The organism is Sorangium sp. So ce128 (assembly GCF_051525245.1).
In the GTDB taxonomy this organism is placed as follows: Bacteria; Myxococcota_A; Polyangia; order Polyangiales; family Polyangiaceae; genus Sorangium; species Sorangium cellulosum_B.
The window spans coordinates 273,541-286,957 of record NZ_CP150313.1; the positions used below are offsets into that span (position 1 = coordinate 273,541).

General features: G+C 74.2%; 9 protein-coding genes. 1 reads left to right on the forward strand and 8 read right to left on the reverse strand.

The features are described 5' to 3' along the window. Positions 1–21: 21 nt before the first annotated feature. From WME82_RS01075 to WME82_RS01110, 8 genes are all read right to left on the reverse strand, one after another. Positions 22–1,584: a cobyric acid synthase gene (locus WME82_RS01075; protein WP_438041304.1), complete on the reverse strand. Its 1,563-nt coding sequence runs from the start codon at positions 1,582–1,584 to the stop codon at positions 22–24. Next, positions 1,581–2,519, reverse strand: a complete 939-nt coding sequence (gene cbiB / locus WME82_RS01080; protein ID WP_438041305.1) for an adenosylcobinamide-phosphate synthase CbiB — start codon at positions 2,517–2,519, stop codon at positions 1,581–1,583. The genes WME82_RS01075 and cbiB overlap by 4 nt, the downstream gene beginning before the upstream one ends. Beyond that, complete coding sequence (gene cobU, locus WME82_RS01085) at positions 2,516–3,106, reverse strand: bifunctional adenosylcobinamide kinase/adenosylcobinamide-phosphate guanylyltransferase (RefSeq protein ID WP_437548783.1); 591 nt, start codon at positions 3,104–3,106, stop codon at positions 2,516–2,518. The genes cbiB and cobU overlap by 4 nt, the downstream gene beginning before the upstream one ends. Next, the gene (locus WME82_RS01090) at positions 3,103–4,596 is read right to left on the reverse strand and encodes a cobyrinate a,c-diamide synthase (RefSeq protein WP_438041306.1); all 1,494 of its coding nucleotides are present in this window, start codon (positions 4,594–4,596) and stop codon (positions 3,103–3,105) included. The genes cobU and WME82_RS01090 overlap by 4 nt, the downstream gene beginning before the upstream one ends. Continuing rightward, on the reverse strand, positions 4,596–5,147 hold the full coding sequence (gene cobO / locus WME82_RS01095; protein WP_437743709.1) for a cob(I)yrinic acid a,c-diamide adenosyltransferase: 552 nt from the start codon (positions 5,145–5,147) through the stop codon (positions 4,596–4,598). The genes WME82_RS01090 and cobO overlap by 1 nt, the downstream gene beginning before the upstream one ends. Continuing rightward, positions 5,144–5,938, reverse strand: coding sequence for a precorrin-4 C(11)-methyltransferase (gene cobM / locus WME82_RS01100; RefSeq protein ID WP_438041307.1), 795 nt, complete (start codon positions 5,936–5,938; stop codon positions 5,144–5,146). The genes cobO and cobM overlap by 4 nt, the downstream gene beginning before the upstream one ends. A gap of 235 nt (positions 5,939–6,173) precedes the next feature. After that, positions 6,174–9,083: a hypothetical protein gene (locus WME82_RS01105; RefSeq protein WP_438041308.1), complete on the reverse strand. Its 2,910-nt coding sequence runs from the start codon at positions 9,081–9,083 to the stop codon at positions 6,174–6,176. Positions 9,084–9,122: 39 nt separating this feature from the next. Beyond that, positions 9,123–11,051 carry a hypothetical protein gene (locus WME82_RS01110; protein ID WP_438041309.1) on the reverse strand — a complete coding sequence of 643 codons (1,929 nt, stop codon included), beginning with the start codon at positions 11,049–11,051 and terminating at the stop codon, positions 9,123–9,125. A 512-nt stretch (positions 11,052–11,563) separates the two neighbouring features. Here WME82_RS01110 and WME82_RS01115 point away from each other — a divergent pair. Next, positions 11,564–13,405 (forward strand): hypothetical protein, encoded by a 1,842-nt coding sequence (locus tag WME82_RS01115; protein WP_438041310.1) that lies wholly within the window; start codon positions 11,564–11,566, stop codon positions 13,403–13,405. The last annotated feature ends 12 nt before the right edge of the window (positions 13,406–13,417 follow it).

The following is a 13,417-nucleotide window of genomic DNA, read 5'->3' on the forward strand; positions in this document are numbered from 1 at the left end:
GCCCGGTCGTCGGGGCGCCGCTCAGCGCCGGTCGAGCCCCACGATGCGGTCGAGCAGCGCCCGGTCGAGGCTCGCCTCGACCGCCGTGGCGAGCCGGTCGTACTCCTCGTGCCGGCTCGGTATCGCCGGCTCGCCCGCGACCCTGGGGAGCCCCCTCCGCTCGCGCAGCGCCGCGAGGAGTGACCGCCGGAGCCCGTCGTTGTCGAGGATCCCGTGGATCATCGTGCCCACCACGGCGCCGTCCGCCGACACGGCCCCGTCGAGCGCCGGCTCGGCCTTGCCGCCCCTCGATCCGATCGCGAACGCCGCGGCCGCGCCGCCCACCCGCTCCACGCGGCCCATGTGGATCTCGTAGCCGGTCAGCTCTCCCGCGCCCTCGCCCTCGGCCTCTCCAGCGCTCGCCGCGCTCGCCGCCCCCAGGAACGAGCCGCCCGCGAGCCGCGCCCGCACCTGCGCCACCGTCTTGGTCCGCTCGAACCGCGTCCACACATCGAGCAGCCCGAGGCCCCGCGCCGCCGGCTCGGCCGACTCGACGCCTTCCGGATCCTCGATCGCCCCGCCGAGCATCTGGCAGCCGCCGCAGATCCCGAGCGTCCAGCCGCCCTGCCGGGCGCGCGCCGCGACCGCCTCCGCGAGGCCGCTCGCGCGCAGCCACGCGAGATCGGCCATCGTGCTCTTCGTCCCGGGGAGCACCACGAGGTCCGCATTCCCGATCTCGTCCGGCCGCTCGATGAACCGCACCACCACGCCGGGCTCGTGCTCCAGCGGCTCCACGTCGTCGTAATTCGATATCCGCGGCAGCCGGACCACCGCGATGTCGAGCTGCCCCGGGCCCGCGGGCCCCCGGCGCCGCCGGCCCTCCAGCGACACCGAGTCCTCGTCCGCGATGCGCAGCTGCTTCAGGTAAGGCACCACGCCGAGCACCGGGACGCCCGTCCGCGCCGTCAGCATGTCGAGCCCCGGCTCCAGCAGCTTGAGGTCGCCGCGGAACTTGTTGATCACGAACGCGGCCACGCGCGCGCGCTCGTCGGGATCGAGCAGCGCCATCGTGCCGACCAGCGCGGCGAACACGCCGCCTCGGTCGATGTCGCCGGCGAGCAGCACCGGCGCGTCGGCGACGCGCGCGACGTGCATGTTCACGATGTCGCGGTCCTTGAGGTTGATCTCCGCGGGGCTGCCCGCCCCCTCGATCACCACGACGTCGTGCGCCTCGCGCAGCCGCCCGAGCGAGCGGGCGATGATGTCCTTCAGCTCTCCCCGGTACGCGAAGTAGTCGCGCGCGTGCAGGCTGCCGATCGGCTTGCCGAGCACGATCACCTGGGAGCGGGAGTCGCCCTCGGGCTTGAGCAGCACCGGGTTCATGTCGACCGTCGGCGCGACGCGCGCCGCCTCGGCCTGCACCGCCTGCGCCCTTCCGATCTCGCCGCCGTCCAGGGTCGCGAACGAGTTCAGCGCCATGTTCTGCGACTTGAACGGCGCGACCCGGAGGCCCCGCCGCTGGAAGATGCGGCAGAGCGCCGTGCAGAGGAGGCTCTTGCCGACCGAGGACGCCGTGCCCTGGACCATCACCGTGAGCGCCGTCATCGGAAGAGCTCCTGTCCAAGGGACGCCGCCGCCAGGAGGGCCGCCGCGAGCCCGGCGAAGAGCAGCGCCGCGAGCAGCACGATCCGGCAGGCCTCGTCGATGAGCCCCCGCCGGAGCGGCTCCACGGGGTCGCCGAGGCGGTAGTGGCCGCGCTTCTCGAGCTCGACCCGGAGCAGCCCGGCCATCGCCGCCATGGGCCGGCCGGCGTTCGGGCTCTCGGTGAGGCCGCCGTCGCGCAGGAGCACGGCGAGGCCGCGGCGCGCGTCGGCGCCGCGGAGCCACCCGGCGGCGAGCAGGAAGAGCGCGGTGAGCCGCGCCGGCACGAAGTTCAGCGCGTCGTCGAGCCGCGCCGACGCCTTGCCGAGGTACTCGTAGCGGCCGTGGTAGCCGACCATCGCGTCGAGCGTGTTCACCGCGCGGTAGAAGAGCGCGCCCGGGAGCCCGAAGAGGGCGAAATAGAAGAGCGGCGCGACGAAGCTGTCCGACGCGTTCTCGGCGACCGACTCGACCGACGCGGCGACCAGCGCGGGCTCGTCGAGCTCCGACGGGTCGCGGCTGCAGAGGCTCCGCAGCGCGCCGCGGGCCGCGGGGAGATCGCCCGCCGCGAGGGCGTCGCGCACGCCGAAGGCCGCGTCGCGGAGCGCGCGGAGCGCGAAGGTGGGCTTCAGCAAGAGACCTGACAAAGCGAGCGCGAGGACGGGGTGCGGGGCGAGCAGCGCCGCGACGCCGGCGCCGAGCGCGGCGAAGAGGCAGGGGACGGCGAGGGCCATGAGCGCGCCCCAGAGGAGCTCCGCGGCGCGGCCGCCCGTGGGCGCGGCGCGCTTCAGGGCCTGGATCGCGGAGCCCATCCACACGACGGGGTGGACGGCGGCGGGGGGCTCGCCGCAGGCGAGGTCGAACGCGACCGCGACGAGCAGCGCGGCGGCGGCCGTCATCGCGCGTCCTCGCCGCCGCCGACGAGCGCGACCGGGCCGGGGCGCAGGCGCAGGATCGCGCCCATCACGGCCACGTAGAGCTCGCTGGCCGAGCGGCCGAGCCGCTGGTGCGCGCGCCCCGCGAGGTCGCGGAACGCCCGGCCGAGCCGGCTCTCCGGGACCACGCCCATGCCGACCTCGTTCGAGACGAGGACGACGTGCGGCGCCGCCGACTCGACCGCCGCGGCGAGCGCCTCGATGCGCTCCTCGATGGGCCCGAGCGCGCGGCCCTCGGTCTCGTCGCGGAGCAGCAGGTTCGACAGCCAGAGCGTGAGGCAGTCGACGACGACGACGTCGACGCCGGAGAGCGAGGCGATGCGCTCGGGGAGCGCGATCGGCTCCTCCACGGTGAGGAACGCGCCGCCTCGCTCGCGGACGTGCGCGTCGATGCGCGCCCGCATCTCGTCGTCGAACGGCTCGGCGGTCGCGATGAAGGCGCGGCGCTCGCCGAGCGAGCGCGCGAGGGAGAGCGCGAACGCGCTCTTGCCGGAGCGCACGCCGCCGCCGATGAGGGCGACCCGGCGCGGCGCCGTTCCCGGGCCGCTCATCGCGCGCGCTCCTTCCGGTGCGCGGCGGCGCTCGCGACGAGCCCCTCGGGGACGAGCGGGTTCGAGGCCCAGTGCGCGTGCACGTACGAGGCGAGGACGCTCCCCGCCCGGTACCCCTCGCGCGCGACCTGGCCGCCGCGCCGGCGCCGAACGGAGTAGGCGTGCTCGATCGGCAAGGGCGCGTGCTCGGCAGGCGGCGGCGCCTGCGCGGGCGGCGGCTCGGCGGGCGCCGCGGCCGGCTCGGCCGGCGCCGGCACAGCGCGCTGCGACGGGCGGAGCTCGGAGTAGCGGAACTGGTGCCCGCGGAAGCGGAGCCCCGCGCCGCCCAGGATCGTGCGCGCCTGCGTCTCGACCTCCACGTACCCGAGCGCCTGCAGCTTCTCGCACATCGCGGCCTCCGCGGGCACGAGCCCGACCATGGGGTGCGCGCGCCCGTCCAGCGTGCGGATCGCCTCGGCCAGGTACATGAGCCCGCCGCACTCGGCGTAGATCGGGCCCCCACGGCCGGCGAACGCGCGGATCTCGTCGCGAAGCGCGGCGTTTGCGGCCAGGCGCTCCGCGTGCACCTCGGGGTAGCCGCCCCCGAGGTAGAGCGCGTCGACGTCGGGCAAGCGCGCGTCGCGGATCGGCGAGAACCGCACGAGCTCGGCCCCGGCGGCCTCGAGGCGGCGCAGGTTGTCCGCGTAGTAGAAGTGGAAGGCCTCGTCGAACGCCACGCCGATGCGCGCCTGGCGCGGCGGCGCCGTCATGCTGGCCGCCGACGTCGTCGCTGCCACCTCCGGCACCGGCGGCGCCGCGCGCGCGATCTCGAGCAGCGCGTCGAGCCCGATCCACGCCTCGGCCTGCGCGCCCCAGTGGTCGAGGCGCTCCTCGGGGAGCGCGGCCTCGTCGGCCGTGCGCAGGCCGAGGTGGCGCTCGGGGAAGCGCTGCGCCTCGTCCCGCGGCAGGCCGCCGAGGACGGGCAGCGACCGGTTCACCTGCGCCTGCGCCTGTCGGAGGATGTCGAGGTGGCCGCGGCTGCCGACCTGGTTGCACACGACAGCGGCGACGCGCAGCGCCGGATCGAAGCCCGCGAAGCCCTGGACGAGCGCCGCGACGCTGCGGGCCATCCCGGACGCGTCGACCACGAGCGCGACCGGCGCCTCGAGCCACTTCGCGATCTCGGCGGTCGAGCCCTCCTCCCCGGTCGGGCTCGCCCCGTCGAACAGGCCCATCACCCCCTCGATCAGCGCGACGTCGGCGCCGGCGGCCTCCGCCGCGAACGTCGACAGGACCGCTTCCCGGCCCATCATCCAGCCGTCGAGGTTGTGCGATGTCCCGGCCACGGCGCGGGCGTGGTACGTCGGATCCAGGTAGTCGGGGCCGCACTTGAACAGCGCGACCTCGAGGCCGCGGGCGCGGAGCGCGCGCGCGATCGCCACCGTGGCGGTCGTCTTGCCGACGCCGCTCGCCGTGCCGGCGACGACGAGCCGGGGGATGGCCCGGTGCATCAGAAATCGACTCCGATCTGGGCCTTTTGCCCCTGCTCGAACGGGTGCTTCACCGATCTCATCTCCGTCACCAGATCGGCGAGCGCGAGGAGCGCGTCGGGCGCGTTCCTGCCGGTGATCACGACGTGCACGTGCGCGGGCCTCGCGCGCAGCGCCGCGAGCAGCTCGTCCTCGGCGATGAAGCCGTAATGGAGCGCATACGTGATCTCGTCGAGCACCACGATGTCCTGCTCGCCGCCCGCGATGAGCGCCGCGGCCTCCTGGAAAGCCGCGCGCGCCGCCGCCTTGTCGCGCGAGAGATCGTCGCTCTCCCAGGTGAAGCCGCGCCCCATGACGAGGAACGTCAGGTTGGGGAGCGTCTCGGCGAACAGCCGCTCTCCCGTCTTCCACTTCCCCTTGATGAACTGCACGACCGCGACGCGCATGCCCCGGCCGAGCGCGCGGAACACCATGCCGAGCGCGGCCGTCGTCTTGCCCTTGCCGTGGCCCGTATAGACGATGACGAGCCCTCGTCGACCTGCCGCCGCTCCGGCGCTCTCCTCCGCGCTCACGAGTCCTCCTCGGGCGTGCCAGGGACGAGGAGCTTCTTCTCGGCCTTGCGGAAGCGGTGGCTGAACTCCGGATCATAGAGCCGCGAGTCGGCGAAATCGGTGGAGGTGAGCACCCGGCCGACCAGGATCATCGACTGGGTCTTGATGCCCTCGGCCCGCACCTTCTCCCGGATGTCGGCGAGCGTGCCTCTCACGATCTTCTGATCGGGGCAGCTCGCCTTGTGGACGACAGCGACCGGGCAATCCGCGCCGTAGGCCGGGATGAGCGCCGCGGTCACGTCCTTGAGCAGGGTGATGCTCAGGAACAGGCACAGCGTCGCCTGGTGGCGGGCGAGCTCCTCGAGCCGCTCGGCGGGCGGCACCGGCGTGCGCCCCTCGGCGCGCGTCAGGATGACGGTCTGCGAGAGCTCGGGCAGGGTGAGCTCGCGCCCGAGCGCCGCGGCCGCCGCGGTGAAGGACGAGACGCCGGGGATGATCTCGTACGGGATCCCGAGCGCATCCATCCGGCGCATCTGCTCGGCCGTCGACCCGAAGAGGACGGGATCGCCCGTGTGGACGCGCGCCACGTCGTGCCCTGCGTCCCTGGCCTCGACGAGGACCTCCACGATCTGGTCGAGGGTCATGCCGGAGGAGTCGATGACCCGGGCGTCCGGCCGCGCGGACGCGACGATCTCCCGGGGGACGAGCGAGCCCGTGTACATGACGACCGGGCAGCGAGCGACGAGCTCGGCGCCGCGGACCGTGATGAGCCCGGGATCGCCCGGGCCCGCGCCGATGATGTAGACGCGCATGGGGTTCTTTCCTCGTTTCGTGCGCCGGCGATCCCGCCGGGGACTGCGGGCGCGCGAAGCTAGAGCGATCGCGAGGCGAACGCCAGGGGGCGGGGCGGGGCGGAGCCCCGAGGAAACGACCTTTGGCGCGAGCTCGAAGGATTCCGGCACGAGCACGAACGTCTCCGACGCGCGCCCGGAGCTTCATCGCGTGGCCTGTTCCCCTGCCAGCGGCTGCGTACACATCACGCCTGGATCAGCGCGGGACGATGCGGCGCACCGGTAGACCCGCGCCGAAGGCATAACCTGACGGCGTCGTGACGATGCAGCGGGGCGACGCGGGGTCGTCCTCGATGAGCCGGCGCAGCGCCCGCACCGCCGTGTGGACGCGCGCGTCGTGGCGGAGCCGGTGATAGCTCGGCTCCTGCCACGCGAGGCGAACGAGCGTCTCCTTGTCGGCCTCGCCGCCGTGCTCGGCGATGACCTCGAGGATGCGGAAGAGCAGCGGGCGTTCGGAGAGATCGACCTGGCGGTCCGGCAGCCAGACGCGCTGGGAGCGCACGTCGAAGGCGATGCCGCGCCCCTCGGCGCCAGGATCCCGCGCGCCGATCCTCTCGACGGCGACCCCGGTGCGGCGCCGCGCCGCCTCGACGACGGCGCGGTCGATGCGATCGAGCGAGGCCGCGTCGCCGAGCAGAGCGCGCGCCCGCCGGGCCGCCGCAGGCGCGACGCGATCGAGATCGGCGAAGCCCGCGAGGCGCGCCGGCGACAACCCCGCGGGCGACGCCAGCTCCCCGAGCAGCTCGGCGGCGATCGCGCATGGCATGGCCCCCGTGGTCCGGGCCGTCTCCTTGAGCTGCGCGGCCTCGTCCGCGGCCGCGGCCGACTCCGCCCCCGAGCACCAGAGCGCCTCGAGCGCGAGCGCGCGCGCCGCGATCTCGAGCGTGCCGTAGCCCTGCTCGGCGGCGCAACCGGCGGCGTCCAGCGCCGCGCGCCGCGCCGCTCCGGCGTCGCCCGCGGCCAGCGCGACGGTGCCTCGCGCCAGCGTCGCGAGCACGGCCACCTCGGGCATGTCGGGCTCCGCCAGCTCCGGCCAGGCGAACGGCAGCCCCCAGCGGCTCCGTTGAGCGACGCGCGCCAGAGCGAGCTCGTCGCCCCAGCGGGTCCGCTCGCTCGCGGGCGCAGGCGGCTCCTCCGCGGCGCCCGGCGGCGCGCCGAGCTCGATCGCCGCGCGCACGCGCAGCGCCTCCGCCGAGCACCGGAGCCCTGCGAGCGACGCCTCCGCGAAGGCGGTGAGCTCCTGGTCGACGCCGTCGAGGTCGCCGCGCAGGCAGCGCAGCCGCGCCGCCAGAAGGCGCGCGAACATCGCGTTGATCGGCGAGCGAGCGGCGAGCGGCACGAGCCTGTCGACCACGGCGGCGGCATCGGCGAGCGCGCCGCGATCCGTGGCGATCGCGCCCAGGAGCAGCAGCGTCCGTGCGGGCAGGGAGGCCTGCGCGCCGGGCGCGACCTCGAGGCGCGCGGCCGCCGCCTCGGCCCGGCGGACGGCGCCGAGCGCGTAGAGCGCCGAGGCGATGCCGAAGCGCAGCGCGAAGGAGCCGCCGGAGAGCGCGGCGAGGCGCTCCTCCACGCCGGTCACGAGCCCCAGCGCCAGCGCGCGCTGCCCCATCAGGGCGGCGCAGGCGGCGACGTCGATGTCGCGCTGCGCCGCGAGGGCCGGGGAGGCCGCGTCCAGCGCCTCGAACGCCTGGCGCGCCTGCTTGAACAGGCCGCGGTCCATGAAGCAGCGCGCGCGCGTGCGGCCGGCCTCGAAGGCGACGCGCGCGAGCCCGGCGGCGCCGGCCTTCCGCGTCGCCGCGAGGGCCTCCGCGGCGGCCTCGTCGTAGCGGCCCTGGTGGAAGAGCGCGAGCGAGTGGTGCGCGCGGTCGGCCGGCGTCGGCGAGGCCGGGAGCGAGAGGTCCTGGAGCAGCAAGGGATCGCCGGTCTCGACCGCCGCGCGCAGCCGCCACGACGACAGCTCCGGGATCGCAGCGGGTGCCAGGATGCGGTGCAGCGCCCGCGCGAAGCCGGCCTCGAGCAGCGCCTCGCCGTGCGCGTCGAACAGCGCGAGCGCGCGGGCAGGATCGCCGGCGTCCACCGCCAGGCGGAGCGCCTCGTGCCGCGCGCGCAGGCCGGGAGCCCCCGCCAGCGCCGCCGCGGCGTGGCCCTTGCGCGCGCGGAGCTCGTCCTCGCCGAGCTCGCCCGCGAGCAGCGCGCTCGCGAGGTCGGGCATGCGCAGCCCGTCCGGTGATCGTTCGAGCAAGCCGCGCCGCGCCAGCGATGCGAGGACCTCCGCGCCAGGCACCTCCGCGACGCGCGCGAGCGCCGGGACCGGCAGGGGGATCTCGATCACGCACATCGCACGGAGCAGCTCGGCCGCGTCCGCCGGCAGCCCGTCGAGCACGCTCCGCCCGTCCGGCTCGTGCATCGGCTGGCGGCCCGCGAGGAGCTGCTTGAGGCGCCACGGCGATCCCGCCGCGGCGCGCAGGACGCCCGCGTCGCCCGCCAGCGCTCCTCCCCACGCGCGCGCCAGCTCCGCCAGCTCGCCCTGCGGCATGCCGTCGAGCGCCACCGTCTGGCCCATGAGCTCTTCGAGCCCAGGATCCTCCCGGCTCACCGCGATCCATCGGCTGCTCCGCGCGTACTGCGCGAGGCGGCCGAGCACCTCGCGGACGCGCGCGGGCTCGGCGTGGTGCAGGTCGTCGAGGACGACGACGTGAGCAGTCGCGCCGGAGGCGGGCTCCGGCTCGGCGAGATCGATCGCGGCGGCGATGAGGGCGTCGCGATCCGTGACGATCGCCGTCCAGTCGATGCCCCGGACGTCGTGCACCTCGGCGAGCGCCCGTGCCACGGTGAGCAGGACATGATCGAGCAGCGCCCCGCGGCCGAGGCGCGCCATGACCGCGCGCGGCACCCGTTCGGCGAAGCGGGCGCGCAGCACGTGGCAGACGAGCGCCGTCTTGCCCAGCCCGCCGATGCCGGAGACGCAGCTCACCGGCGCGCGCCCGATCGCCTCCGCGAGCCGCGCCAACGCCGCGCTCCTGCCGGCGAAGAACGGCGGCGCGTTGGGGAGGCGCAGATTGAGCGGCAATCTCCCGAGCTTCGCGCGTGCGCCAGGCTCCGCCATGACCTGTCGCCTACGGGCGTTGTGCCGGGGCCGCCAGGGTCAGGGCTGCCAGACGCGCTCGAACGTCACGCCCGGGTCGGCGACGCTCCACGACAGCACGACGGAGCCGTCGGCTCGCTCAAGCACGTAGCGGTCGGTCCACACCCACCCTGCGTACCCGTAGTTCACATCGGGAGGAGCCGCCAGCTCGACGTCGATGACCTCCGGCGCCACCGTCGTCGCGCTCTGCGTGATGAAGGTGTCGAGATCGCGGCTGAAGGTCGAGGCCAGCGGGGCGCTCGATCCACCGAACGTCAGGGAGTCCGCGCCGGTCACGGTGAGCCCCATGGCGGTCTCGACGGTCGCCGCCGTCTCCTGCGTGTAGCCGGCCGTGAAGCTGGCTTCATACAGGGCGGGCGCCGGCGAGGCGTCCCAGTGCGTGCTGAACATCAACGTCCAGTAGCCGTAGCGGCTCATCCGGTAGTAAGGCGATGTCTTGACCTGCTGCGCCCGGTCGCCGTCCACCACGTAGAAGTAGGGGACGGGCGAGTCGCCGATGAGCTTCTGCGGGGTCGTCGCCGGGAAGGTCGTGTCGTACGCCGTGAGCTCCGGTACCTCGGCGTGGTCCCACGGCACGCCGTCCGGCTCCCGCAGCACCACGAACCGGCCACTTTCCGCCCGGGACGGCTGGGCGGCGATTAGGTGCCAGAGCTCCTGTCCGTTCGCCGGCCCGCGGCTGACGTCGTAAGGCACGGCGCTGGACGGCTGATTGGGCCGCACGTAGGTGCCGTCTCGCAGCGTCTGGAGCTTGAAATAACCCCTGTCGAGGTGCGGCTGCGGGCTCGACGCCGGATCCGCGGTGAAGATGGCCCACTTCTGGTTCCGGTCGCCGCTCGCAGACTCCAGGGTGACGTCCGGGATCGCCGGCGACCCCGAGCTGACGTCGGCCGTCAGGAACGAGGCGCCGGAGCGAGGCTGCACGGCGAACAGAGCGTCTCCGTCGGCCGTGATGTTCCAGCGCTGGGCCGCGGCGCCGCTCCACGCGACGGCGAGGAGGTCGGAGTCCACCACCTTGCCGGTCTCCCTTGAGCACAGGTGGTATCCTCCCCTGCCGTCGAACATCGGGGGCGCGACGCACTGGCCCGAGGCGAGCCGGATCTCCCCGATGGCGCAGGCCGACGGCGACGAGGCGAGGGACACCACGCCGTTGGCGTCCCCCATGTAGGTCCAGTCGTTGCCGGTGTTCGGCCCGAGGGCGCCGCGCTTCCACAGCTTGTTGTCCCAGGCGGCTGCGTAGAGGGCGCCGTTGTGAGCGGTCAGCCCGGTGAGGCTGTAGGCGTCCCCCACGTAGGTCCAGTCGTTGCCGGTGTTCGGCCCGAGGGCGCCGCGCTTCCACAGCTTGTTGTCCTTCGCGGCCGCGTACAGGCTGCCGTCGAGGACGGCGAGGCCGACGACCTTGATGGCGTCGCCGGCATAGCTCCAGTCGTTGCCGGTGTTCGGCCCGAGGGCGCCGCGCTTCCACAGCTTGTTGTCCTTCGCGGCCGCGTACAGGCTGCCGTTGTATTCGACCATGGCGACAACGTTGTAGGCCTCGCCGACCTCGACCCATTCGTTGCCGGTGCCCGGGCCGAGGGCGCCGCGCCTCCACAGCTTGTTGTCCTTCGCGGCCGCGTACAGCTCACCGTTGTAGAAGGCGGCGGCCGTGATCCCGTTGAAGGTCCCGGACCGATACCAGTCGTTGCCGGTGCCCGGGCCGAGGGCGCCGCGGCGCCAGATGCCGCCGTCGGCGAACGCGAAGATGCCGCTGCCGTCGCTCACCGCTTGCCGGGCCTCGCCGATCGGCTCGTCCGTCTCGACGGGGGTGCACGCGGCGGACGAGAGCGCCGCGGCGAGCGCGAGCGCCGCGGCGATGCCTCCGCGCAGCCGCCGGGAGCGAGCGCCGAGGGGAAGGCCCGAGTCGAGCCGATGTGTAAGGGTACGAGTGGACATGCGAGCTGTCTCCTTGAGAGGTCAAGATCGAGCGCACGACGGCGCGAGCAGCGGGGGGCGCGCTGCATGCGCGCCTCCCGCCACCGCTGCTCAGACGGGCTGGACGCGGCGGCGGTCTCGACCTCCTGCTGAGCCCTGCTGATCTCCGCTGAGCTGCCCCGGCTTCACACCCCGGGCGGGGCGAGCACCGCACGGAAACTTTCGCGCAGGGGCGAATGCTCTCGTCGCTCACGAGAGAGCAATACGTGGGTGCGCTTCGTGCGCCGGCGATCCCGGAAGGGACCGCGGGCGCGCGAAACCAGAGCGGTCCCGAAGCGGACGCCAGCGTTCATGGTGGAGCCCGTGCGCTCGGCGCGGAGGCCCGAGAGACACATCGCAGGCCCGAGGACACGAACCTGCGGTGTGTGCCGGAAGGCTCCCATCTTCTCGCGGGGACGCGCTGGTCCGCGGCCTTGCTCAGGGCATGCGCCTGTGATGCGATGGGAGGTCGCACCCCTCTTCAAGGAAACGCCATGGACCAGCAGAACGGAAGGTCTCAGCCCTCGGCGCCCATCCTGTGCGCGGCAGCCCTCTTCGAGCCGACGCTCCCGGCCGCGTGGGGACCCACGCTCGATCTGCTCGCCGACATCGAGGAGCTGCAGGACGCGACGAAGGGCAGCCGCGAGGAGCGGGAGGCGAGGGGGCGCGATCTTCGCGAGCGGCTGATGCGCGGCATCGACGCCCTGAGCGAGCCGACCCCGGACGAGTTCCATGCGGCGAGCGCGTCGTTCCGGGCCTGGTTCACCGAGGCGGTGCTGCTCTGGCTCCGGTTCGCCGGCAGCAGCTCCGCGCCGCTCATCGATACGATCGCGTCGCGCCCGCTCCTCGATTTCCCGCTCGATCTGCCGGAGGGCAGCGAGGGGATCCCGCGCGTCCGGCGGGCGCTGCGAGAGGCGCTCGGGTGGGACGAGGCGGAGCTGGCGCAGGTCGAGGCCGCGATGGATCATATGACCTCCAACCTCGCGGTGAAGCACGCGATCACGAAGGCGATCGCCTCGCAGCTCGCCGCGAAGGGGGGCGCGTCGCCCGCCGCGTGCGCCGAGCTCATGAGCGCGATCTACGGCCCGTTGCCGTGGCGCCCGGGCGACGTGGATCTGCTCATGACATCGACCGCGATCTTCCTGTGCATCCGCGCGTCGGCGCCGGCGACCGGCGCGGCGGGCTCCGGCGAGGCGCCGCGGCTCGAGGTGCCCGGCTGGGACGAGCGCCCGGAGGAGGAGCGGCGCGCCATCTCCGCCTTCATCGCCCGATGCGACGACACGAACACCGCGGCGACGGCGCGGTTTCCCGCGTTCGGCTACTTCGACCGCGCGGCCATCGATCCGGCGCTCGCGCGCTCCCTCGCGGACGCGGCCGCGGTCCCGACCGAGGTCGTCACACAGACCCTCGCCACCATGGTGATGGTCCTCCGGACACCGGAGGTCGAGGACTACGTGGTTCATGACGCCTGGGGCCATGCGTGGCAGGAGGCGCTGGCCGAGTTCGAGTGGGAGTACGCGGTGCTGCCGCGGATCGAGGAGCCCCTCGCGCTCGACACCGTCTTTCCCGGCGCGGTCGGCCCCGGCATCGCCTCGGCCTTCGTCGAGCGCGGGGGGCGCACCGAGCTCGACGAGGCGGCGCTGCTCCGCTTCGCCGAAGCCGACATCAGGGCGCGACTCCAGGTGGCCGCGAGCAACGGCATCGCCGAGATGCTCGCCGATTTCATGGAGAGCAAGTACGCCTGGCACAGGCCCTCCCTGAAGCTGCCGGACGCGTCGCTCCTCCCCATCACGGGGCTCAAGCTCGATCTGACGGTGGGGGACGTTCGCCGCCAGGTCGCCCGCTGGTCGAAGCCGTACCGCGCGCTGGCCGAGGACGAGGGGGCGCGCGCCCGCCTCGTCGACGCGCTCTCGCCGCGCGTTCCGGCAGCGGGGCTCAAGGAGGCGGTGGATCAGGCGGGCGCGCTGCTGTGGCGCGAGCTCGCGACGGCGTTCGACGACACGCTGCGGCCGGTGGCTGCCAAGGGCGGAGGGATCCGCGCGAGCGCGTGCCGCCGGATGGTGCTGCAGCTCGCGCAGGTCGCCGCGGTGCTCGAGCGGACGCTCGCCGCGTCGTGCGCTGACGGGCCACGGAGCGGGTCGCGGAGCGGGCCGCGGACGGAGCCCGCCTGGCGCGACCCGGCGCTGTGCGTGGACCTGCTCCTGGTGACGATCGCCCGGTTCTACGAGCACGAGCGGCAGAGGAACTTCTGGCACCTGGACCAGGTCCTCTCGACCGGGTTCGTCGAGGCCTGCAGCCGGCTCCGGGCCGCCATGGCGAACCCCGAGTCGCCCTGAGTCTGTCCTCCG

Excerpts from the sequence above, each read along its gene's own strand:
- WME82_RS01105 (WP_438041308.1), bottom strand. The coding sequence starts at position 9,083 with ATGGCGGAGCCTGGCGCACGCGCGAAGCTCGGGAGATTGCCGCTCAAT.
- cbiB (WP_438041305.1), bottom strand. The coding sequence starts at position 2,519 with ATGACGGCCGCCGCCGCGCTGCTCGTCGCGGTCGCGTTCGACCTCGCC.
- WME82_RS01090 (WP_438041306.1), bottom strand. The coding sequence starts at position 4,596 with ATGCACCGGGCCATCCCCCGGCTCGTCGTCGCCGGCACGGCGAGCGGC.
- WME82_RS01115 (WP_438041310.1), top strand. The coding sequence starts at position 11,564 with ATGGACCAGCAGAACGGAAGGTCTCAGCCCTCGGCGCCCATCCTGTGC.
- WME82_RS01110 (WP_438041309.1), bottom strand. The coding sequence starts at position 11,051 with ATGTCCACTCGTACCCTTACACATCGGCTCGACTCGGGCCTTCCCCTC.
- cobU (WP_437548783.1), bottom strand. The coding sequence starts at position 3,106 with ATGAGCGGCCCGGGAACGGCGCCGCGCCGGGTCGCCCTCATCGGCGGC.
- WME82_RS01075 (WP_438041304.1), bottom strand. The coding sequence starts at position 1,584 with ATGACGGCGCTCACGGTGATGGTCCAGGGCACGGCGTCCTCGGTCGGC.
- cobM (WP_438041307.1), bottom strand. The coding sequence starts at position 5,938 with ATGCGCGTCTACATCATCGGCGCGGGCCCGGGCGATCCCGGGCTCATC.